This is a genomic window from Chthoniobacterales bacterium (assembly GCA_036569045.1).
Taxonomy (GTDB): Bacteria; Verrucomicrobiota; Verrucomicrobiia; order Chthoniobacterales; family JAATET01; genus JAATET01.
Map to the genome: position 1 here is coordinate 1 of DATCRI010000010.1, position 20,350 is coordinate 20,350.

Annotated in this window: 21 protein-coding genes; 11 read left to right on the forward strand and 10 right to left on the reverse strand. The window is 60.2% G+C overall.

The genetic code is table 11. The annotated features are described in order from the left end of the window. The 3 genes from VIM61_02635 to VIM61_02645 all read right to left on the reverse strand — a co-directional run. Nucleotides 1-613 (reverse strand): hypothetical protein (locus VIM61_02635; GenBank protein HEY8899280.1); only part of this gene is annotated, 613 nt, incomplete at its 3' end. A 57-nt stretch (nucleotides 614-670) separates the two neighbouring features. Further along, nucleotides 671-1,549 (reverse strand): endonuclease/exonuclease/phosphatase family protein, encoded by an 879-nt coding sequence (locus VIM61_02640; protein HEY8899281.1) that lies wholly within the window; start codon nucleotides 1,547-1,549, stop codon nucleotides 671-673. Between the two features lie 89 nt (nucleotides 1,550-1,638). Then, nucleotides 1,639-2,418: a hypothetical protein gene (locus VIM61_02645; protein HEY8899282.1), complete on the reverse strand. Its 780-nt coding sequence runs from the start codon at nucleotides 2,416-2,418 to the stop codon at nucleotides 1,639-1,641. Nucleotides 2,419-2,660: 242 nt separating this feature from the next. Between VIM61_02645 and VIM61_02650 the strand changes: the two genes are divergently transcribed. Next, the gene (locus VIM61_02650) at nucleotides 2,661-3,293 is read left to right on the forward strand and encodes a response regulator transcription factor (GenBank protein HEY8899283.1); all 633 of its coding nucleotides are present in this window, start codon (nucleotides 2,661-2,663) and stop codon (nucleotides 3,291-3,293) included. 172 nt (nucleotides 3,294-3,465) lie between these two features. Here the strand turns inward: VIM61_02650 and VIM61_02655 are convergent, their stop codons facing one another. Together VIM61_02655 and VIM61_02660 are read right to left on the reverse strand one after the other, a co-directional pair. Then, on the reverse strand, nucleotides 3,466-3,657 hold the full coding sequence (locus tag VIM61_02655; protein HEY8899284.1) for a hypothetical protein: 192 nt from the start codon (nucleotides 3,655-3,657) through the stop codon (nucleotides 3,466-3,468). A gap of 125 nt (nucleotides 3,658-3,782) precedes the next feature. After that, the gene (locus tag VIM61_02660) at nucleotides 3,783-4,592 is read right to left on the reverse strand and encodes a BtpA/SgcQ family protein (GenBank protein HEY8899285.1); all 810 of its coding nucleotides are present in this window, start codon (nucleotides 4,590-4,592) and stop codon (nucleotides 3,783-3,785) included. Here VIM61_02660 and VIM61_02665 point away from each other — a divergent pair. The 3 genes from VIM61_02665 to VIM61_02675 all read left to right on the forward strand — a co-directional run bounded on the left by VIM61_02665 (nucleotide 4,591) and on the right by VIM61_02675 (nucleotide 8,159). Then, nucleotides 4,591-6,183, forward strand: coding sequence for a circularly permuted type 2 ATP-grasp protein (locus VIM61_02665; protein HEY8899286.1), 1,593 nt, complete (start codon nucleotides 4,591-4,593; stop codon nucleotides 6,181-6,183). The genes VIM61_02660 and VIM61_02665 overlap by 2 nt on opposite strands. Before the next feature lie 3 nt (nucleotides 6,184-6,186). Further along, complete coding sequence (locus VIM61_02670) at nucleotides 6,187-7,167, forward strand: alpha-E domain-containing protein (GenBank protein ID HEY8899287.1); 981 nt, start codon at nucleotides 6,187-6,189, stop codon at nucleotides 7,165-7,167. A gap of 62 nt (nucleotides 7,168-7,229) precedes the next feature. Continuing rightward, nucleotides 7,230-8,159 carry a hypothetical protein gene (locus VIM61_02675; protein HEY8899288.1) on the forward strand — a complete coding sequence of 310 codons (930 nt, stop codon included), beginning with the start codon at nucleotides 7,230-7,232 and terminating at the stop codon, nucleotides 8,157-8,159. Here VIM61_02675 and VIM61_02680 read toward each other — a convergent pair. Then, on the reverse strand, nucleotides 8,143-9,240 hold the full coding sequence (locus VIM61_02680; GenBank protein HEY8899289.1) for a hypothetical protein: 1,098 nt from the start codon (nucleotides 9,238-9,240) through the stop codon (nucleotides 8,143-8,145). The two genes, VIM61_02675 and VIM61_02680, sit on opposite strands and share 17 nt — an antisense overlap. Before the next feature lie 106 nt (nucleotides 9,241-9,346). Between VIM61_02680 and VIM61_02685 the strand changes: the two genes are divergently transcribed. After that, on the forward strand, nucleotides 9,347-10,192 hold the full coding sequence (locus VIM61_02685; GenBank protein ID HEY8899290.1) for a LysR family transcriptional regulator: 846 nt from the start codon (nucleotides 9,347-9,349) through the stop codon (nucleotides 10,190-10,192). On the opposite strand, the gene mnmG is transcribed toward VIM61_02685, so the two are convergent. From mnmG to VIM61_02700, 3 genes are all read right to left on the reverse strand, one after another. Further along, on the reverse strand, nucleotides 10,169-12,058 hold the full coding sequence (gene mnmG, locus VIM61_02690) for a tRNA uridine-5-carboxymethylaminomethyl(34) synthesis enzyme MnmG (GenBank protein ID HEY8899291.1): 1,890 nt from the start codon (nucleotides 12,056-12,058) through the stop codon (nucleotides 10,169-10,171). The two genes, VIM61_02685 and mnmG, sit on opposite strands and share 24 nt — an antisense overlap. A gap of 87 nt (nucleotides 12,059-12,145) precedes the next feature. Continuing rightward, nucleotides 12,146-12,604 (reverse strand): cytidine deaminase, encoded by a 459-nt coding sequence (locus tag VIM61_02695; protein HEY8899292.1) that lies wholly within the window; start codon nucleotides 12,602-12,604, stop codon nucleotides 12,146-12,148. A 73-nt stretch (nucleotides 12,605-12,677) separates the two neighbouring features. Then, entirely contained in the window at nucleotides 12,678-13,115 is a 438-nt protein-coding gene (locus tag VIM61_02700; GenBank protein ID HEY8899293.1) for a hypothetical protein, read from the reverse strand. On the opposite strand from VIM61_02700, the gene msrA reads away from it, so the two are divergent. Then, nucleotides 13,114-13,641 (forward strand): peptide-methionine (S)-S-oxide reductase MsrA, encoded by a 528-nt coding sequence (gene msrA, locus VIM61_02705; protein ID HEY8899294.1) that lies wholly within the window; start codon nucleotides 13,114-13,116, stop codon nucleotides 13,639-13,641. The two genes, VIM61_02700 and msrA, sit on opposite strands and share 2 nt — an antisense overlap. Before the next feature lie 20 nt (nucleotides 13,642-13,661). Beyond that, a complete protein-coding gene (locus tag VIM61_02710) occupies nucleotides 13,662-14,726 on the forward strand; it encodes a PA0069 family radical SAM protein (GenBank protein ID HEY8899295.1) in 1,065 nt (354 codons plus the stop codon). A gap of 9 nt (nucleotides 14,727-14,735) precedes the next feature. Here VIM61_02710 and VIM61_02715 read toward each other — a convergent pair whose 3' ends face one another. Continuing rightward, nucleotides 14,736-15,263, reverse strand: a complete 528-nt coding sequence (locus VIM61_02715) for a hypothetical protein (GenBank protein HEY8899296.1) — start codon at nucleotides 15,261-15,263, stop codon at nucleotides 14,736-14,738. Between the two features lie 217 nt (nucleotides 15,264-15,480). Between VIM61_02715 and VIM61_02720 the strand changes: the two genes are divergently transcribed. The 4 genes from VIM61_02720 (at nucleotide 15,481) to lpdA (ending at nucleotide 20,330) form a co-directional block, all read left to right on the forward strand. Then, nucleotides 15,481-16,572 (forward strand): thiamine pyrophosphate-dependent enzyme, encoded by a 1,092-nt coding sequence (locus VIM61_02720; GenBank protein ID HEY8899297.1) that lies wholly within the window; start codon nucleotides 15,481-15,483, stop codon nucleotides 16,570-16,572. Between the two features lie 42 nt (nucleotides 16,573-16,614). Further along, a complete protein-coding gene (locus tag VIM61_02725) occupies nucleotides 16,615-17,589 on the forward strand; it encodes an alpha-ketoacid dehydrogenase subunit beta (GenBank protein ID HEY8899298.1) in 975 nt (324 codons plus the stop codon). A gap of 75 nt (nucleotides 17,590-17,664) precedes the next feature. Next, a complete protein-coding gene (locus tag VIM61_02730; GenBank protein HEY8899299.1) occupies nucleotides 17,665-18,900 on the forward strand; it encodes a pyruvate dehydrogenase complex dihydrolipoamide acetyltransferase in 1,236 nt (411 codons plus the stop codon). Between the two features lie 38 nt (nucleotides 18,901-18,938). After that, the gene (lpdA, locus tag VIM61_02735; protein HEY8899300.1) at nucleotides 18,939-20,330 is read left to right on the forward strand and encodes a dihydrolipoyl dehydrogenase; all 1,392 of its coding nucleotides are present in this window, start codon (nucleotides 18,939-18,941) and stop codon (nucleotides 20,328-20,330) included. The last annotated feature ends 20 nt before the right edge of the window (nucleotides 20,331-20,350 follow it).

A 20,350-nucleotide genomic window follows, 5' to 3' on the forward strand; every position in this document is an offset into this window, starting at 1 on the left:
GGATGCCGGCCGCGAGGGCAACGCCACCCGCCACGAGACCGGCGACCAGCAGATGGTTCAGCCGGTTGAGGACCTCGCTCGCAGCAATGTCGACACCGAGCAGCCCGACGGGCTGACCCGCGGCGTTGACGATCGGCGCATTGGCGCTCAGCCACGTTCCGAACTCATCTTTGCTGAAGGCCTTCTCCACGTAGGGTCGATCGAGATGCAGCGCCTCGCCGTTCTCGAATTCCACCGGCGTGCCGAAGGGCGAATGATCCTCACCCGCTGGCTCGGCGTCCACGACGTAGATCCACGGCCCGTGGTCCTGCGGCCTCATCGTATAGACGAACCGCACGTGGACATCGCCGCGGCGGTTGGCGTCGCGGATTGCCCGCAATTGCTTCTGGACGAGTCCGTAGTCAGCCCCGGCTTCGTCGGCGGAGGTGCGAATGCGTTCGTGCGCCTCGACGTCGATGGCGCCAGCCGCGGTGGCCGCGATGGAGAGCGCCTGGCTCTGGATCTGTCGGAAAAGGATCTCTCGCGAGCCGAGAAAGGAAACCGCCACGATGACCGCAGCGGTAAACCCCGCCAGCACGGAGAGGGCAAGGGCAAGCTGGGTCCGGACACGCATGGCGCCGGTTTACCAAGCCCGCCGGTGCGCCGCGAGAACGAAGGGTCCGAAAGATTTTCAGGGCTGGAACTGTGCCGCGACCGGGTTGTGGTCGCTCGAAGCCGTGCCGTCCGCGACGGAGACCTTCAAAAGCTTCAACCCGCTATAAAGAATGTGGTCGAAGGTTCCATCCGGAAACTCGTGCGCCGCGGGAATGGTGATGCGTTTCCCATGCGGGAGATTCTTGAAGGCCCACTCGAGGGCAGACGCGCGCAGCATCGGGATCGTGTGGTCCTTCGCGTAACGGCTGTCGTCAGGATCGGAATTGAAGTCGCCACCTACGACCACGCCCGTTCCTCCGCGTGGCCCATAGAGCGCGGTCATCTCCCTGATGTGGGCGATGAGTTGCCTCGCCGCCTCCTCGCGCGGCGCGACGTTCGCATCGATGCCTCCGAGGTTGCTCTTGAAATGAACGGAGTAGGCCAGCAAGAGGCGACCACCCGGCAACTGCAACGCGGCAAAGGCATAGCCCCGCGGCGGAAGATCCGGTCCGAGCGTCGGCTTCCACTCGGAATACCACGCGGAGTCCGCCGGCAGCTTCGAGGCAACCACGAGATTCTGCGGCCGGGTCGTGAACGCACTGACGGTATGGACCTTCAACCCCGGCACCACGGAGCAAAGCTCCTCGGCGGCTTTCCAATCGGCGACTTCCTGGAGAAGCAGGACGTCCGGGTTCAAGGCCTTCACGATGGCCTGCGCCTTTTTCATCTGGGCGGCCTTGGCCCGCTCCGTGGCATTCGGCCGACCGCCGGGCAGCCACTTCGTATTCCACGTCACGACCGTTAACGGAGCGGCGGGAAGATTTGCGGCGAGAAGGAGCCAGCAACCGAGAGCGAGAAGAAAGCGCATGGGGAGATACATCCCGAGCACGTTCCGCGCCTTGCCGACCGGGAACAACGGGCGAATCGTCGCAACTGTTCGCTGGAGGAAACGACAATCGCGCGCCGAGGGAATCGGCGCGCGATGGGAGTGACTGCGGACTGCCGTTACTGGACAATCACCTTCACACGCTGGGGCGCGCTGATGTGCTGGGTATTGTCGTAGGCGCGAACCACGATGCGGTTGACGCCTTTGCGAAGTTTGCCGGTGGATTTCCAATTCGCGGTGCCCTTCGCTTTGCGAACGCGACCATTGGTCTTCACCGTCACACTCGTGACCTGCTGGTCATCGGCTGCGGTGCCGCTGATCTTCAAACGAGCATTCACGCTCTGGCGCTTCTTGATGCGGACCGTCGGGGCGTTATCGACTTTCTTCCCGGCGGAGGTCGTCACCGGAGTCACCGACACGTTCGAGACGGACAGCAGCGGCGTCTCCAGGGTTTGGAGAACCGGATCCACCACTTCGTCCACGGTATTCAGAATGAAGGTGATCGGCTGCGTGAGGTCACCGCCGAGGACGCCTCCAACCACTCCGCCGGTCGCGTCATTGATCGCCTCGATGAGATCCGCTGCAGGAATGGAGCCGAGAACAGTGCCATTCGCATCGACGACCTGCAGGACATCCGATGTGAGTCCATCCAGCGTGGTCAACAGCGAGCTCACCGCCGAAGTCGAGAGATCGAGACTCACCTCGTAGCTGCTGTTCGGGAGCAGGGTGACGTTCAACGTCTGGTTTGTCAGGAGCAGTGCTTGCGCATGGCACGCCAGAAGCAATGAGGCGAAGACGGCCACGAGAGACGTCGTCCCTTTCCGTCGTCCCAGAAGGAAGCCGATGAGGGCCGGGCAGAAACGGGGGGACTCGATGTTGGGAGGAGTGGGAGTTTTCATGGTGTTGTCCTTTTTCCTGACAATTCCGAAATCCTCGTTTTCTGTATAGATGGGGAATTTTCGGACGAACGGAGTAGCCATTCCCCCGGACACGGTTACGGGATAACTCCCGTTCTACTGTCAGTAATTACCCGTATTTTTCAGAGAAAAATGCTTTCCAATAACGAAGGACGAAATGTATTACTATTTCCTACCTTTCGCAGCGAAAGTCCTTTCGCAACGAAGATTTGCCCCCGATTTGCATGCCGCTCCGCGAAAAGACGATTGCCCTCGCCACGCGATATGAATCGATCGGCAGCCTGATTCGGCACTATCTCGCGAGCAACCACCGGATGAACGTCCTCTGGCAAACCAGTATCGGGGAAGATGCGATTCGCCAGTGCCGCAAGAAGCCGCCCCGCATCCTGATTACCTCCCCGATTTATCGCGATTACTCGGGTGTGAACCTTGCAAAAGCCATTCGCAAACAGAGCCCCGACGTCCGAATTCTTCTCTACGCGGGAATTCTCCATCGCGACATGGTCGACCAGATGATGGCGGCCCAGGTTCACGGCATCGTCGCCGCCTACAGTCCGCTGCCAACCCTGATCACAGCCATCACCGTCCTTTGCGAGGGCGGGTGCTATTTCGACGGGATCACCGAGTCCATGCTTCACTCGCCGGACAAACAATCCTCGCCCCTCACCGCTCGGGAGCAATCCGTGCTCCGACTCGTCGCGGAAGGGTTCTCGACCAAGGAAATCGCGAGCGCCCTCGAGTTGAGCGTGAAAACGATCGAGAAATTTCGTGAACGCATCATGGCCAAGCTCGGGCTGCACGACGCCGTCAAACTCACCCGTTACGCCATTCGAACCGGAATCTCCTCGCTGGACTGAAGCGCCGGCCCTCGGCCCAGCTTGGAAATCAACGGCCCCTGAAAAGCAACGACGCGGCCCTTTCGGTGCCGCGTCGCTTGAGTTCGGGGAGAACGATTTAGAAGATGGCGGATTCCGCGCCGGATGTAAATAAAAAAATCCTGCTTTTTCAAAAAATCGCACCGGGCTGATTTCAACCGGCGAGGGCGCGCCAGACAAAGAAGATCACCGCGGCGATCACCACACTCGCAACAACTCCCGTCATGACGGAGGAATCCTCCTTCGGACTGCGACGATGGATGTGCGCATCGAGCCGATGCAGGCCGTTGAATTCCTCGGTTTCCGCGTCCGAAGACATCGAGTTTTTCCGTAACTTGCTTTTCATTCCTTGATTCCCTTTTTAAGCACGCGGGCGCTGGATTCGTCCCGCCGAAATCGGGTGTAGCCAGCTTTCCGGCGCTCGTCAAAACAAGCTCTCGGTGTCGCGAAACTTTCGGTTCCGATCTTCGATCAATCCATCGCGCGACGCAGCGCGGCCACCCGTTTCTCGTCGACCGGCTTGCTCACGTCGCCGCCGCGCTTCACCGACGTCCCGACAATGAATCCGTCCGCGAACTCCAGATAATCGCCGACATTTCCCGCGGTGACGCCGCTACCCAGGAGGATCGGCGTTGTCGGGCAGGCCGCGCGCACCCGGCGCACGTCCGCGGCGTCGGTCGCGACGCCCGTGCCCGTGCCCGAGACGATCAAGGCATCGGCTAGGCCGCGTTCGACGGTATCTCGAGCCGCGATTTCAATCGGCAAGTCCCCCAGCGGACACGCGTGTTTCACGAGCACGTCGGCGTAGATCTCCGCCGCGGGAGCCAGCCGTTGCCTGAGCCGGATCGTCTCGAACGCGTTGCCCTCAATGAGTCCCTGATCGGTCACCATGGCTCCGGTGTGGACATTCACGCGAATAAACGCGCCCCCGCAGGCCGCGCACAGCGCCAGCGCCGCGGCCGCGTCGTTGCGCAGGACGTTGAATCCGACTGGCAGCCGGACCGTTGCCTTCACCGCCGCCCCCGCCACGGCCATTGCAGCGATCGTTTCCGGCGGAACCGCTCCCCGCGTGAACGGAATATCTCCGAAGTTTTCCACCACGAGGACGTCCGCCCCACCTCGCTCGTAAGCGAGGGCATCCGCGACCGCGGACTTCACGACCGGGGCGAAATCTCCACCCCACTGCGGCGACCCCGGAAGAGGCTTCAGATGAACCACGCCGATCATCGCCGCGCGGCCCGCCGGCAAAACCCCGGCGATGGATTGCTGATATCTTGCCATGTCTGCCGGCGAAGTTCCGGCCTTTCTCCGAAATTGGCAATTCGATCTTGCATTGGGAAGGGCGGTTGGCACCTTTCCAGCTTACATGCAGGGGATGTTTACCGATTACGAGGTCGGGGGGTTTTTCGACGAGATGTTCGACTCGGCCGGCAAGGTGCGCCCCCATTATGCAAAATTGCTCGAACGCTTCTCCGACATGGAGCCGGCGGAACTCGAACGAAAGAACGCCCTCGCGGCGAGTTCGTATCTGAGCCAGGGGATCACCTTCACCGTCTATAGCGGAGACGAAGGCACCGAGCGGATTTTCCCGTTCGACCTGATTCCGCGCATCGTTGCGGCCAAGGAATGGGAACACGTCGAACGCGGTCTCGTGCAGCGACTCACGGCGCTGAACATGTTCCTCCACGATGTCTATCATGACCAGCGCATCGTGAAGGAGGGCATCGTTCCCGACTACATCGTCAATGGCGCGAAGCATTTCCGACCGGAGTTCATGGGATTCGACGTGCCGAAGGATATTTATATCCACGTTTGCGGCACGGATCTCATTCGCGACGACAAGGGCAATTACCTCGTGCTCGAAGACAACGGTCGCTGCCCGTCCGGCGTCTCGTATCTCCTCGAGAATCGCCAGGCCATGAAACGGGTTTTCCCGGGCCTCTTCGCCAAGCACGGCGTGCGCCCGGTGGATCGCTATCCTCAGGAGCTACTCGCCGTGCTCCGGCACATCGCTCCCAACGACAACCCCGATCCGACCGTCGCGGTGCTGACTCCCGGCATCTACAATTCCGCGTATTTCGAGCATTCGTTCCTCGCCCGCGAGATGGGCATCGAGATCGTCACCGGCGCCGATCTGGTCGTGCAAAACCAGCGCGTCTATATGAAGACGACGAAGGGCCTCAAGCAGGTCGACGTCATCTATCGCCGCATCGACGACGACTTCCTCGATCCGCTCGTCTTTCGCAAGGACTCCGTCCTCGGTGTCCCCGGCCTCGTGGAAGCCTACCGGGCTGGCAATGTCGCCCTCGCGAACTCGATCGGCACCGGCGTTGCCGACGACAAGGCGACGTATTACTACGTGCCGGCGATGATCAAATTCTACCTCGGCGAGGAACCAATTCTCCCAAACGTGCAGACATTCCTTTCTGCCGTCGAATCCGACCGGAAATACATTCTCGAGAACATGGAGAATCTGGTCGTGAAATCCGCCAACGAAAGCGGCGGCTACGGCATGCTCATCGGGCCGCACGCCACCAAGGAACAGGTGGAGAAATTCCGACAGGCCGTCATCGCAGATCCGCGCGGTTACGTGGCGCAGCCGGTCATTAGTCTCTCGCGGTCGCCGTCCTTCTGCGAGGGCAACATCGAAGGCCGGCACATCGATCTCCGTCCCTACGTCCTCTGCGGCGAAAAGATATCCATCGTCCCCGGCGGACTCACCCGGGTGGCCATGAAAAAGGGCTCTCTCGTCGTGAACTCCTCCCAGGGCGGCGGCAGCAAAGACACCTGGGTCCTCGACGAGGAAGATGAGCCATCCGTCGCTGAACCCAGTCAATCCCAGACCCAATCCTCCTCCTCAACCCTCGCTTGATAGATGCTAAGTCGCGTTGCTGATTCCTGTTACTGGTTGAGCCGTTACATTGAACGGGCGGAGACCAATGCCCGCCTCCTCAATGTGAACATGAACCTCATGCTCGATCTCGAGGATGCGGATAAGGACTCGGTGCGCCAGCATTGGCAGCCCGTCCTCGCCTCGCTCGAGGATCAGGAGCTTTTCAGCACGCTTTACGATCACATCGACGCGGAATCGGTCATGGAATTCATGACCTTCGAGAAGAAGAATCCGAACTCGATCATCTCGAGCATCTCCGCCGCGCGTGAGAACGCCCGCACGGTGCGCGAGCAGATCTCGAGCGAGATGTGGGAGCATCTCAACAAACTCTATCTCTACCTCCGCACCGAGCACGCCCGCTCCGACTACCGCCAGACGCCTCACGACTTCTACCGGAGCATCATCGACGGCTCGCACCTCTTTCAGGGGATCACCGACGCGACGATGACTCATGGCGAAGGCTGGGATTTCCTCCAGGCCGGCAAATATCTCGAACGCGCGGATTCCACGTCCCGCGTCCTGGACGTCAAATATCACATCCTGCTGCCGCGCGGCGAGAGTGTCGGCGGCAATGTCGACCTGACGCAATGGATGGCCGTTCTGAAATCCTGCAGTGCTCTCGAGGCCTACCTCAAGATCCGCATCGGCCACGTCACGGCCTGGGACGTCGCCGAGTTCCTCATTCTTCACCCCACCTTTCCTCGCTCGATCCGATTCAGCGTTGATCATATGGACCGGGCGATTCGTCGCATCGCAGGAAGCAGCGCGTCTGGATTTCCCTGCGAGGCCGAGCGTCTTTCGGGACTTCTGCGCGCCAGCGTCGATTACGCCACCATCGAGAGCGTCTTCGAAGTCGGCCTTCATCAGTATCTCGACCGCACCCAGCTGCGTCTCATCGAGATCGCCGCGACCCTCAGCAAGACCTATTGCGAGTGGCTCGATGAAACGGCCTCGGCAGCCTGAATCTTCCCCGATTCTCGTCAAAGGTCGGTTCGGATTGGGGGATTGCGAGCGCGATTCCTGCCGTGGCATCATTGGTCGCCTCGCCCGCTGTGACCTCGCTGCATCCGACCACGCTTGCCTTCGAAGACTGGAATCTCCGAAAGACTCGACATGAAAACCGGGTGGCGCCCTTTGTCGAAGCGCACCTCGCCCGCTCGTCCGCAGGCGAGTGCCATCCGATCTACGACTTCCTTTTCGAATACTACTCTCTCCGCCCCTCCCTTCTCCTCCGCTGGCATCCCGGCGTTGGCATCGTCCTCACGGGTCCGGAGGCCCTCGCCTGCCTCGCTTTCCCTCATTATCGAGAGCGAGAAAATCCCGCAGGCGTCAGCGTCTGTCCTCAGACCTTCAAAATCGAACGGCTTCCGTTTCTGCGCTGGTTGCGACAGTTCCTCCGGAACGTGCAAACCCGCCCGCCTTTCTTCGGTTGCTCGGGTCTTCACGAATGGGCCATGGTTTATCAGACACGGAATGTCAGACACCCAGCATGGCCCCTGCGGTTTTGTGCCGATACGATTGCCCGGATCGTGGAATCCCTTCCGATTTGTTGCAGTCACTACGACGCGTTTCGATTCTTCACGCCCGCAGCCGAGCCTCTGAATCGCCTCCGCCCCACCCGTCAATTGGCCGATCAGTTCGACCAACCGGGCTGCCTTCACGCGAACATGGACCTCTACAAATGGTCCTACAAACTCGCCCCCTTCACGTCGTCCGAACTGGTCGCCGACGCCTTTTTGCTCGCTCGGGACATTCGCGAGATCGATATGCGCGCCAGTCCCTACGACTTTTCAAACCTCGGCTTTGCTCCCATTCCCATCGAGACGACTCCAGGCCGCACCGAATACGAGGGTTTTCAAAGAAGTTTTCATCAGCGCGCGATTCCGATCCGCGAACGTCTGCTGGATGTTTGCGAGACGCTCCTCGAGCAGCTCGAATCTACGACGCCGGAGTAAATTCCACCGCGCCAGGCTTGTCGCTGGAAGCGGGCGCGGGAGACGCCTCGGGGGCGGACTTCTCCATGGCTTTGACCTGCTCTTCGACCTTCCCCGCCCACGTTTCGAAATCGGGATGCTCAGGATACTTCTTGACCAGGTCCAGGCGCATGCTCAACGCCCGATTAGGAAATCCCAGCAACTCCACATCGTCAGCCTTTTTCCGAAGTAACCGGGGAACGTCCATCCGCCAGTATTTCTCCTTTTCCTCCTCATCTTTCTTCAATGCCACCACTTCCCCGCGGAAGGAGATCTCGTAGTCCCAGGTCGAAATCAGCCGCTGATCCTTTTTCTCGCGGAGGAACGTCCGAATATCCTGGTCAAGAATTCCTGACACGTTTCCCGCCGACCATTCCCAGTTCGGGATTCCTTCCAAATGGCCGTTCAATTTCAACGATTGCGCCGCCAGGCCGGAATTGACCCCTCCGTTCAACAGGTCCTGCACATAGCCTCGCACATTGGTGGCGCTCGCCAGCTGCATGTTCTGCATATCACCAATCATCTCGCCGGTGATTTTCTGTTCCTTTGGGTCGAAGATGCTGAACTTGAGCTTTTGTCGATCCTTCACGACATCCGCCAGAAGTGATTTCTCCTGGCCGAGCGCACCCAGATAATCCCAGAGATCCTGCTGAACGGACTCCGCAGAATCGGACATGGCCCGCTTAAGAGTGATCGCCAGATAACGAAGGTGAAGTTTTGCGGCCTCTTCGAAATCGTGATCTGACAACAGATTTCGGTTCTTCTTTTTCCAGTCCGCAAAATCCGCATTTCCTCCGTTCTTCCCCTCGTATTGCACGTTCCTCATGCAATCGATGATGTAGTTGCCAGCCATTCCCGGATTTCGAATCACCGCACTGACTTCTCCCATGGCCTTCTGGAAATACGCAAACTTGCGCTGTTTCCGCGCCTGCGCCAGCGCCTCGATCTGACCGCGCAACGCCTCGGCGTCGGGAGGAGCTTCGTCCTGCAATTGAGCCGTGGCCGCGGACGTGAGAAGAAATGTCGCGCAGACACCTGCACTGACGAAACGGAAGGGGGACATGCCGGAAAGATGCGTTTTTCTATCCAGTTGTCCAGTGCAGCGAAGCCTCCCACTCTCCGATTGGTTTCGCTTGCTTCCTTATTGATATCTCTTGAATATCTTTTCTATGGAATTGCGACATCTTCGATATTTCATTGCGGTGGCGGATCGTCTGAGCTTCCGGCAGGCTGCGAAATTTCTGCGCATCGCCCAGCCGCCCCTCAGTGTTCAGATCCAAAAGCTGGAGCAGGAACTCGGGACGCCACTTTTCACTCGCGCCAATCGACAGGTGCTGCTCACCCCCGCTGGGCACACGCTGTTAACGGAAGCCCGGGATATCGTCGAAAGAGCGGATCGAGCTGTATTAAAAATTCAGGACGAAGCCGCCGGGCGCGAAGGCAGCCTCAAACTGGCCTTCAAGAGTGGCGCCCTTTCGGAATCGATCACAAAAGGGCTCCGCAAATTCTTTCGCTCACACCGCGGCCTCCGGATTTCCCTCGTTCCGCAAGAGTCGGAAGATCATGGCGATGCCGATGCCCTCATCTCGGATTACCTTCCTTCCGAACTTCCTCCTCACGCAATCCCGCTGCAGACGGCAATTCCGCAGTTGGCGGTTCCGCCGAAACATCGACTGGCCGATCGAGACGATTTTCTTCCGGCAGATCTGATTGGAGAGACCGTCTTCCGTCCGGTTCCTGGGAACCTGTCCGCGCCGGAGCGCTTCCTGATGCCATCGATCGAAGCCCTGGCTTCCGTCACACTCGTGACCGTCGCTGACTCGCTTCAACAACGGTTCTGGCGGGTTTCCCTGGGACTCGGCACCTGCCTGTGCGGTAGCGCGGATCGGGGGGCTTTGGACGCCAAACGCATCCCCCTCGGAGGCGACGCCCCCTCTCTGGTGATTGCGATCGTTCCCAATCCGAACTCGCAAGCGGGGTGCCTGCCATTGCTAGTCGAATCGATCCGGCAGTGACGAAGCCGGCGAATGCCGTTCCAGCCAAACCCCGAGCAGGGAGAGGTCGGCTGGCGTCACGCCACTGATGCGGGAGGCCTGCCCAAGAGTTGCTGGACGCACCCGAGTCAGCTTCTCCGCCGCCTCCCGTCGGAGGCCATGAATGGCGGTGTAGTCAACCGATCCGGGAATGTGACGACTCTCCTGCCGACTCGATTTGGCCAGCTGTTCCTCCTGTCGCTTGATGTATCCCTCGTATTTGAGGTCGGTTTCGACCACCTCCCAGAGAGAATCTGGAAAATCCCCGCGGATTTCCGGAGGAAGAAGCTGATAACGGTTTTCGGGGCGCTTGAACCAAAGCGAAAGCCCCACCCCATCCTGCTTCAAGCTTTGAACTCTGGCGTGAAGATCGCCGTATGCCTGTTTTTTTCGTTCAAACTGGGCCTTTCGTTCACCGCCGACCAGGCCGTTCTCGATCGCCCGCCCTGTTAGCCGGAAATCCGCATTATCCTGGCGCAGAAGAAGCCGATACTCCGCGCGGCTCGTGAACATCCGATAGGGTTCTGGCGTTCCCAGCGTCACCAGATCGTCGATCAAAACTCCAATGTAGGCCTCCGCCCGGGAAAGGACGAACTCCGGGAGACCCCGAACTTTCAAAGCCGCATTGGCCCCTGCCATGAGACCCTGCGCCGCCGCCTCCTCGTATCCAGAAGTTCCATTGATCTGCCCCGCGAAATAAAGCCCTTCCACTCGCTTCGTTTCCAGAGTGCGATTCAGTTGCGTGGGAGGACAGTAGTCGTATTCGACGGCATAACCCGGCCGCAGCATTTCCGCGCGCTCGAGACCTCGAACACTGCGAATGAAATGATACTGCACATCGAAGGGAAGGCTGGTCGAAATCCCGTTTACGTAGATCTCTCCGGTGTGGCGGCCTTCCGGCTCCAAAAAGAGCTGATGACTCTCCTTCTCCGAGAATTTGACGACCTTGTCTTCGATCGACGGACAGTATCGAGGGCCGACACCCTCGATCCGCCCGGCATAGAGCGGAGATTGATGGAGATTGTCCCTGATGATGTCGTGCGTCGTTGCGTTGGTATGAGTCACCCAGCACGGAATCTGTTCCACGTGGAACATCCCGTCGTTTGTTTCTTGATTCAGCGTGAAAAGTTCCTGCTCCACTCCTTGGAGACTTCCCTTAAGGAAACTAAAACGCGGTGGCGGGAAATCCCCCTCCTGGCGCTCGCAAACGGAGAAATCGATCGATGCGGCCAACAAACGACAGGGTGTGCCCGTCTTGAAGCGGCCGACTTCAAATCCGAGATCTCGAAGGCAATCGCTGAAGGTCGACATGGTGTCACCCATTCGCCCTCCCGACTGATTGCGAAGGCCCACATGAAGAAGCCCCCGCATGAAGGTTCCCGTCGTGACAACGATGGCGCGGCCCCCAAAAGTGACTCCGAAGCTGGTTTCCACCCCGGTGACGCGATCTCTCTCCGTCGTCAGCCGAACCACGTTCGCCTGCTTGAGATCGAGCCGAGGCGTCGCCTCCAACTGGGCCTTCAAGCGGAACTGATAGGCTTTCTTGTCGCACTGGGCCCGCGGCGCACGAACGCTGGGCCCCTTGGCAGCATTCAGCATGCGAAACTGGATGCCGGTGGCGTCTGCGTTGAGGCCCATGACCCCACCGAGCGCGTCGATCTCCCGCACCATGTGCCCCTTGGCCAGTCCGCCGATCGCCGGATTGCAGGACATTTGTCCAACGGTGTCCGCGTTCTGGGTCAAAAGCAGCGTCTCACACCCCAAACGGGCTGCAGCGAGCGCCGCCTCGATACCGGCATGACCCGCGCCAATGACGATGACATCGTAAGATTTCGGATAGACAAACATGGCGTATGCAGCTGGCAAAGCTACCACACAGCCCGCCTCGAGAAAGGAAATCCCTCAGCGTTGAAGTTCCACGTGGAACAATAGTGGTCAACGCCGGTCGAGGATCCCGGTGGCCGCCCGCGGGAGAAGGTCTCCAAGCGAATAAACGACCCGATTGCCAGAGATCGTGCAAAGCACCATCTCGAGCTGAGGGTTGAACTCCGCCAGCACTTGCCGGCAAGCGCCACACGGGCTGATCGGCTCCACGGTGTCTGCAACGATCACAATGGTTCGAAAATCCCGGCATCCCGCGGCAACGGCCTGCCCGATCGCCACCCGTTCTGCACACATCGTGAGACCGAAACTAAGGTTCTCGACGTTACATCCTTGAAAAACCCTCCCGTCTGTTGCCACCAGAGCCGCGCCAACGGCAAATTGGGAATAGGGCGCGTAGGCTTTCGATCGAGCCGCTGTCGCTTCCGCTACCCACCTTTCCATATCCACAGCGTCCAACATTCGCCGAACCCCTCTTCGACAACAAGCGAGGAATCGCATTGGACATTTCATGTCTCATACATCTCTGACTTCGGACCGCCTCTGGCAATCCCAACGCGGCCCTTGCCAGTCTGAAAAGGCCTGACTACTTATGGAGGTGATGGAATCCCCTTCTCCGGAAGCCTCTCCCGCAAAATCGGTGGTCGAGGAACTCGACGTCCTGCGCAGCGAATTTCGCTCTGCCCTGCTTGCCTACGCCGGCCGCATCGAGGAAGAGATTGGCCTGGTGCGGAAAACCGTCGCTGCAGAAGGAGCCGGCAAAAAGGTCTCGGCCGCGAAGCTTCGCGACCTCCGCGACATGCTTACGTTGCTGCGCAAATTCTCCATCAAGCCCGAAAAAGGCCGCCGCAAGGATTTCAAAAAAATCGATGCGCTCGTCGGAGACCTGGCGATGTTGATCGAAAATTGGTGAGGCGGGAATAAGGCGCCTCGCGCCGCCTCTCTCCTTCATGAATATCCGATCTCTGGTTGCGGTAGTTGCGGCGATCACTTCAACCACTTCATTGACCCAGGCGAAAGACATGAATGCTTCATCCAAAACGGCCGTTGTCGGCGGAGGCTGCTTCTGGTGCGTCGAGGCCCTCTACGAAGGCGTCCCCGGCATCGTATCCGTCGTCTCCGGATACGCCGGCGGCACAACCCCAAACCCGACCTACGAGGAAGTTTGCACCGGACGCACCGGCCATGCGGAGGTCGTGCAGATCACGTATGATCCGTCGCAGATCTCTTACGAAAAGGTGATCGATCTATTCTGGAAGGCGCATGATCCCACGACCCTGAACCGCCAGGGCGCCGACGCCGGCACCCAGTATCGCTCGATCATCCTCACGCAGAACGACGAGGAGCGCGCGATCGCTGAGAAATCGAAGGCCGTCGCGCAGAAGGATTTCAAGGACCCCATCGTCACCGAGATCAAGCCGCTGGAGGTTTTCTATCCGGCCGAGAAATATCATCAGGATTTTTACGCCAATAATCCGCGCTATCCCTACAGCGCCGCGGTGATCGAGCCGAAGCTCGAAAAATTTCGCAAAGCGCAGGACAAGCCGTAAGCGGGCGGTATCTTGGCGGCATGTCTCCGCCGTCCCATCCCCCGCCGCCGCGTGGCCGGGGGAGCGGGGTCAACCAACCGCCGAATCGCTTCGAGCGGCTGAGCGTTGTCCTCGATGACGAGTTCGCGGCGGAAGCGTCCCGGCCGCGCACCCAGTTCCTGCGCGACGCAGCCCGCTCGATCATCAGCCGCAACGACAGTCCCGACATCTCCTTCGGCGCAAGCATCAATGTTTACCGCGGCTGCGAGCACGGCTGCGCCTATTGCTACGCGCGGCCCTATCACGAATACCTCGGCTTTTCGAGCGGCCTCGATTTCGAGTCGCGCATCCTTGTGAAGACCGACGCTCCCGCGCTGTTGCGCGCCGAGCTGAACAGTCCGAAATGGAAACCGGAGCCGCTGGTCATGTCGGGCGTCACGGATTGCTATCAGCCGGTCGAACGCAAACTCGGGATCACCCGCGGCTGCCTCGAAGTGCTCGCGGATTTTCGGAATCCCGTCGGCATCATCACGAAAAACCATCTCGTCACCCGTGATCGCGACCACCTGGCGACGCTCGCTGAACACCGCGCCGCGCGGGTGTTTCTTTCGATCACGACGCTCGATCCCGACCTTGGCTCACGGCTGGAACCGCGAGCCTCCCGACCAGCCCACCGCCTCGCGGCGATCCGTGAACTGGCCGAGGCCGGCATCCCCGTCGGGGTGCTCGTTGCGCCGATCATTCCCGGATTGAACGAGCACGAAATTCCCGCAGTGCTGGCCGCCGCGGCCGAGGCGGGAGCACAGACCGCAGGCTACACGGTGCTCCGACTGCCCTACGCGGTGAAGGACATCTTTCGGGATTGGCTGGAAACGCATTTTCCCGACCGGGTCGACCGGGTCCTGAATCGCGTGCGAACCTTGCGCGGTGGCAAACTCAACGTCTCGGACTTCGGCAAACGCATGCGCGGCGACGGCCAGTATGCTGACGAGATCTCGAATCTTTTCGCCGTCTCGGCGCGCCGTGTCGGGCTGAATCGCCAGCGTTTCGATCTGTCCACGGCAGCCTTTCGGCGTCCCGCCGGACCGCAGTTGGAACTTTTTTAAGGACTTCCGTCAGAACCGAGCACCCTTGGCAGGTTTCAGGTCAAGTCCACACCAGGCGCCGGTCCGCAGTTCAAAGGCCCGTTGAAAATTCTGTTGCCACGAAGGCACGTTGGCCTTCACGGCGACGACTTCCTGCTTGTCGTTCACGAGAACGATAACCCAGCCCTTATAGCGCTCTCCAAAGATCGCACCCGTGTCGTCCCACTGGAGCGTGACCATTTCCCCCTTTTGCCGCATCTCGCGACCGGAAGCATCACTCGTGAGATTGACGTCCACGACGCCATTGTCGATCACCTTGAGGGTCTTTCGATCCACGAGGGATTCCGCAAGGACCCAGTAATGGAGCTTCAAGCCGTTCGCGGGATGGTTGAAGTCCAGATTTTTTGCGATCACCTCGATCTGCACCTTTTGAAGGCGATCATCCCAATCCCCGCCGGCCACCTTGGTGAACCGCGTCCGACTCGCCCCAATCTCCACCCGTGGCGGATTCTTCGCCATCGGCAGCTCCGCCCGGCTTTCGAGAAAAGCCGTCATCATCAAAAACAACCCCAAAACAGTTATTTTAGCCCACACGAAGCGGGTTTATTTGCCTCATGAGTTTCGGGCAAGTTCCAATCCCAGTTCCTCCCTGGTTTTGCTCGCGATTTTTCCCTGTTGCCAAGGAACGTGCGGTCGGGAAATATTCCGACGCTGGTTTGGAACTCTACGTGCTAACCTGGTTCCCGTGTAGAAACTCAGCCCATTATCGAAATATATGACCGAAACCACCGCCGAAGCCGAAGTCAGTCCGGTCGATTACGCGACAGCGCCGATCAACGCGTCGCTCACGAAGGAAGATAAGATTCGGTTTCTCCGGCAGTTGTATTCGATTCGCAATTTCGAACGCGTCGCCCTCAAGCATTACAATGAAGGCAAGATGGCGGGTTTCCTCCATCTTTACATCGGGCAGGAATCCGTCGCGGTCGGCACCTGCTCTCTCCTTGGCGAAAACGACCACGTCATCACCGCTTATCGCGATCACGGCCACGCTCTCGCCGTCGGCATGGGCATGAAGGAATGCATGGCGGAGCTCTTCGGCAAGGCGACCGGTTGCTCCAAAGGCAAGGGTGGGTCGATGCACTTTTTTGCGCCCGACAAGAACTACTGGGGCGGCCACGGCATCGTTGCCGGCCAGACCCCACTCGGCCTCGGCCTCGCCTACGCGGTCAAATACAAGGGCCTCAAGGGTTCTGCCCTTGCGTTCCTTGGCGATGGCGCCGTGAACCAGGGCGTCTATTACGAGTGCCTGAATCTCGCGTCGCTCTGGGACCTACCCATGATTTACGTGATCGAGAACAACCGCTACTCGATGGGCACCAGCCTCGACCGCTCCTCGGCTTTGAAGAATTGCCTCGCGGAACGCGCTGACGGCTTCGGCATCGTTTGGGACATCGCAAACGGGGAAGACGTTTACGAAGTCCGCGCCAAGACGTGGACGGCCATCGAGCGCGCCCACAACGAGTCCCGGCCCACCGTTCTCGAGATCGACACCTATCGTCACTACGGCCACTCCGTCGCCGATGCGAAGCACAAGGGCGGCTATCGCACCGCCGACGAAATCGAGCAGTTCAAGAATCGTCACGACCCCGTGCTCCTCTGGCGTCAGCGCATGATCGACGAAGGCATGGTCACCGCCGAGGAAGCCGACGCGATCAACAAGGAAACGCAGGCCGAGGCCAACGCCGCGGTGAAATTCGCCGAGGAAAGCCCGATTCCGACCGTCGAAGCCATCAATCAGGACGTCTATTTCGAGGTAGACCGCCAGACCGAAGCCGGCCGCACTGGCCGCCACTTCTTCAACGACTAGGCCCCCGCTCGCACCGCATCTCCAATTCCGAATCCCAAAAGAATGGCCCTTATCGAATACCGCGACGCCCTGAACCAGGCCTTTGCCGAAGAAATCGAGCGCGACCCCAACGTGTTCCTCATCGGCGAGGAAGTCGCTGAATACGACGGCGCGTATAAGGTCACCCGCGGTCTCTGGAAAAAATACGGCGACAAGCGCCTCGTCGACGCCCCGATCAGCGAGGCCGGATTCATCGGCATGGCCGTGGGCGCTTCGATGCTCGGCCTGCGTCCCGTCATCGAGCTGATGTTCTGGAGCTTCTGCACGGTCGCCTACGACCAGATCATCAATAACGCCGGCTGCGTGCGCTACATGAGCGGCGGCCTCATCAATTGCCCGATCGTCATTCGCGGTCCCGCCAATGGCGGCACCGGCGTCGGCGCCACCCACTCGCACACTCCCGAAAACTGGCTTGCGAATATTCCCGGCCTCAAGGTCGTGAGCGCCGCCACCGCCTACGACGCGAAGGGTCTCATGAAGACGGCGATCCGTGACAACGATCCCGTGATGTTCATGGAGAACACGCTGCTCTACGGCGAAAAGGGCGAAGTGCCCGATGAGGAATACACGATCCCTCTTGGTCTCGCGGACATCAAACGCGAGGGCAGCGACATCACTTTCATCGCGCACGGTCGCGCGGCGCTTACCTCGGTGAAAGCCGCCGAACAGCTCGCTCACGAAAAGGGCATTCAGGCCGAGGTCCTTGATCTCCGCTCGATTCGTCCCATCGATGAAGACGCGATCCTCCGTTCCGTCAGCAAGACGCACCGCGTCGTTCTCGTCGACGAGAACAAGCCGTTCTGCGGCGTCTCCGCGCAGGTCGCGACGATGATCCAGGAAAAAATCTTCGACGAACTCGACGCGCCCATTCGCCGCGTCTGCACGATCGACGCCCCCGCGATCTACAGCCCCGAGGTCGAGAAGCTCCAGCTTCCCACCGTCGAACGCATCCTCGAAAAAGCTCTCACCATTCTCTGAGCGGACCGTCCCCGACGGCCACTCGCCTTCTCAAACTCAAGACTTAGAACTTCCCGTCCCATGCCTGTAATCAACATGCCCAAATTGAGCGACACCATGACCGAGGGCACCCTCGTTCGCTGGCTCAAGAAAGAAGGCGATCAGATCGAAATGGGAGACATCCTCGCCGAGGTCGAAACCGACAAGGCGACGATGGAAATGGAAGCCTTCGACGAAGGCGTCCTCAAGGAGGTCTACGTCAAGGAAGGTGGCAAGATTGCCGTCGGCCAGAAGATCGCGCTCATCCTCGGTGACGGGGAATCCGCCGACGCGCCAGCCGCAGCTCCCGCCACGAAAGCCGACGCTCCCGCTCCCGCTCCCGCCGCCAAGCCGGAATCCGCCCCGCCGACCCCGCAGCCTGCCGCTCCCGCACCAGCCCCCAGCAACAGCCGAGTAAAGGCCTCGCCGCTCGCGAAGAAGGTCGCCGCCGAACGCGGTGTCAGCCTCGAGGGCATTGTCGGCTCCGGCCCCGGAGGTCGCATCGTCGAAAAGGACGTCCCCGCCGCCGGCTCCGCGCCGAAGGCCGGAGGCGCTCCCGCTGCAGCCCCTGCTCCGATCAAACTCGAGAAGACCGGCGGCGAAGAAAAGCGCGTCGAGCTTTCCGGCATGCGCCGCGTCATTGCCGAGCGCCTGCTCGCGAGCAAGACGCAGATCCCGCATTTTTATCTTTCCGTCGAAGTCGACGCCGCACCACTCATGCGCCTCCGGGCCGAGGTGAACGCCGCCAACGAGGCGGCCGGCCTGCCGAAGATCACCGTCAATGACTTTGTCCTGCTCGCCGTCGCTCGCGCCGCGCAGCAATGCCCGAAGGTCAACGCCGCCTGGGGCGGCGACCACGTCATGGAATACGGCAGCGTGAACATTTCCGTCGCCGTCGCCGTCGATGATGGCCTCGTCACTCCCGTCATCCGCAACGCCCAGAATCTCTCGCTCCGCGAGATCAGCCTCGCGGTCAAGGACGTCGCCACTCGCGCCCGCAACAAGAAGCTCAAGCCCGAGGAATACGTCGGTGGCACCATCACCGTCTCGAACCTCGGCAGCTACGGCATCGATCAGTTCTACGCGATCGTGAATCCGCCGCAGTCCGCGATTCTCGCCGTCGGCGGCATCGTCAAGAAGCCGGTCGTCAATGCAAAGGACGAGATCGTGGTTGGCCAGCGCATGAATGTCTCCCTCAGCGGCGACCATCGCGTGGTCGACGGCGCCGTCGGTGCCGAATACCTCGGCGCGCTCCGCAAGCTCATCGAAAATCCCGCACTGATGCTGTTCTAGCCATCCGTGCGGATTCGCCCCTCCACTCACTTACTCTCATGGCCAACTACGATCTCATTGTCATCGGCGCAGGACCCGCCGGCTACGTCGGCGCGATTCGCGCGGCTCAACTCGGTAAAAAAGTCGCCGTTGTCGATTTCGAACGCGGCGGCGGCACCTGCAACAACTACGGTTGCATCCCGACCAAGGCACTCCTGAAAAACGCCGAACTCTATCACGAAATCAAGCACCGCGCGGCCGAGTTCGGCTTCAAGGTCAGCGGGCTCGAATACGATTGGGCCGCCATCATCAAGCGCTCCCGCGACGTCTCGCAGAAGGGTTCCGCTGGTCTCGATTTTCTCTTCAAGAAGAACAAGATCGATTTCCTCAAGGGCACGGCCACGTTCGATAAGGCCGGTGAAGTCCGCGTCGCTGCGGCCGACGGCAAGGTGGAAACCCACACCGCCTCGAAGATCCTCATCGCCACCGGCTGTGTCTCCCGCCCGATGCCCGGCTTCCCCTTCAATGGCAAGACCGTCATCGGCTCGAAGGAAGCTCTCCAGCTTGCCGAGCAGCCGAAGTCCGTCGTCGTGATCGGCGCGGGTGCCATTGGCATCGAGTTCGCCTATTTCTGGAATGCCTTTGGCACGAAGGTCACGGTCGTCGAAATGATGCCGAACATCCTCCCCGTCGAGGACACCGAGGTCTCCGTTGCCCTCGAGAAGAGCCTCACCAAGCAGGGCCTCACGCTTCTCACCAATCACAAGACGACGAAAACCGAAGCCACCGACAAGGGCGTGAAGATCACCGTCGCCGATGCGAAGGGGGTCGAAAAAGTCCTCGAGGCTGACCTCGCGCTTGTCGCCATCGGCGTCGCCCCGGTTGTTCCCGGCGGTAATCTCAAGATCGGCCTCACCGATCGCGGCTACATCCAGGTGAACGACAAATACGAGACCTCCGTTCCCGGCATCTTCGCCGCCGGCGACATCATTGGGCCGCCCTGGCTCGCGCACGTTGCCAGCTTCGAAGCCGTGCAGGCTGTCGAAGGCATGTTCGTTGCCGGTCACAAGCCGAAGAAGGTCACGCTCTTCCCGGGTTGCACCTACTGCCACCCGCAGGTCGCCAGCATGGGCCTCACCGAACGCGCCGCGAAGGAAAAGGGCCTCAAATACAAGGTCGGCAAGTTCGCCTTCATGGCCAGCGGCAAGGCCCGCGCCATCGGCGAGACCGACGGCTTCGTGAAGCTTATCACCGGTGAGAAGCACGGCGAAATTCTTGGCGCTCACCTCATCGGAGCCGACGCCACCGAGATGCTTGCCGAGCTGGGCCTCGCGATGAACAGCGAACTCACCCTCGACGAGATCCACGCGACGATTCACGCGCATCCGACGCTCAGCGAGTCCGTCCACGAGGCGGCCCTCGCCGCCGAAGGACACGCGATCCACTCGTAGGCAGCCGCGCATGGCCGGGG

What these genes read in the sequence shown, in the direction of transcription:
- VIM61_02660 (HEY8899285.1), bottom strand. Translation starts at nt 4,592, where the DNA reads ATGGCAAGATATCAGCAATCCATCGCCGGGGTTTTGCCGGCGGGCCGC.
- VIM61_02695 (HEY8899292.1), bottom strand. Translation starts at nt 12,604, where the DNA reads ATGAAATGTCCAATGCGATTCCTCGCTTGTTGTCGAAGAGGGGTTCGG.
- VIM61_02685 (HEY8899290.1), top strand. Translation starts at nt 9,347, where the DNA reads ATGGAATTGCGACATCTTCGATATTTCATTGCGGTGGCGGATCGTCTG.
- VIM61_02715 (HEY8899296.1), bottom strand. Translation starts at nt 15,263, where the DNA reads ATGATGACGGCTTTTCTCGAAAGCCGGGCGGAGCTGCCGATGGCGAAG.
- VIM61_02730 (HEY8899299.1), top strand. Translation starts at nt 17,665, where the DNA reads ATGCCCAAATTGAGCGACACCATGACCGAGGGCACCCTCGTTCGCTGG.
- VIM61_02645 (HEY8899282.1), bottom strand. Translation starts at nt 2,418, where the DNA reads ATGAAAACTCCCACTCCTCCCAACATCGAGTCCCCCCGTTTCTGCCCG.
- VIM61_02670 (HEY8899287.1), top strand. Translation starts at nt 6,187, where the DNA reads ATGCTAAGTCGCGTTGCTGATTCCTGTTACTGGTTGAGCCGTTACATT.
- lpdA (HEY8899300.1), top strand. Translation starts at nt 18,939, where the DNA reads ATGGCCAACTACGATCTCATTGTCATCGGCGCAGGACCCGCCGGCTAC.
- VIM61_02700 (HEY8899293.1), bottom strand. Translation starts at nt 13,115, where the DNA reads ATGTCTTTCGCCTGGGTCAATGAAGTGGTTGAAGTGATCGCCGCAACT.
- VIM61_02680 (HEY8899289.1), bottom strand. Translation starts at nt 9,240, where the DNA reads ATGTCCCCCTTCCGTTTCGTCAGTGCAGGTGTCTGCGCGACATTTCTT.
- msrA (HEY8899294.1), top strand. Translation starts at nt 13,114, where the DNA reads ATGAATGCTTCATCCAAAACGGCCGTTGTCGGCGGAGGCTGCTTCTGG.
- VIM61_02665 (HEY8899286.1), top strand. Translation starts at nt 4,591, where the DNA reads ATGTCTGCCGGCGAAGTTCCGGCCTTTCTCCGAAATTGGCAATTCGAT.
- VIM61_02720 (HEY8899297.1), top strand. Translation starts at nt 15,481, where the DNA reads ATGACCGAAACCACCGCCGAAGCCGAAGTCAGTCCGGTCGATTACGCG.
- VIM61_02655 (HEY8899284.1), bottom strand. Translation starts at nt 3,657, where the DNA reads ATGAAAAGCAAGTTACGGAAAAACTCGATGTCTTCGGACGCGGAAACC.
- VIM61_02725 (HEY8899298.1), top strand. Translation starts at nt 16,615, where the DNA reads ATGGCCCTTATCGAATACCGCGACGCCCTGAACCAGGCCTTTGCCGAA.
- VIM61_02710 (HEY8899295.1), top strand. Translation starts at nt 13,662, where the DNA reads ATGTCTCCGCCGTCCCATCCCCCGCCGCCGCGTGGCCGGGGGAGCGGG.
- mnmG (HEY8899291.1), bottom strand. Translation starts at nt 12,058, where the DNA reads ATGTTTGTCTATCCGAAATCTTACGATGTCATCGTCATTGGCGCGGGT.
- VIM61_02650 (HEY8899283.1), top strand. Translation starts at nt 2,661, where the DNA reads ATGCCGCTCCGCGAAAAGACGATTGCCCTCGCCACGCGATATGAATCG.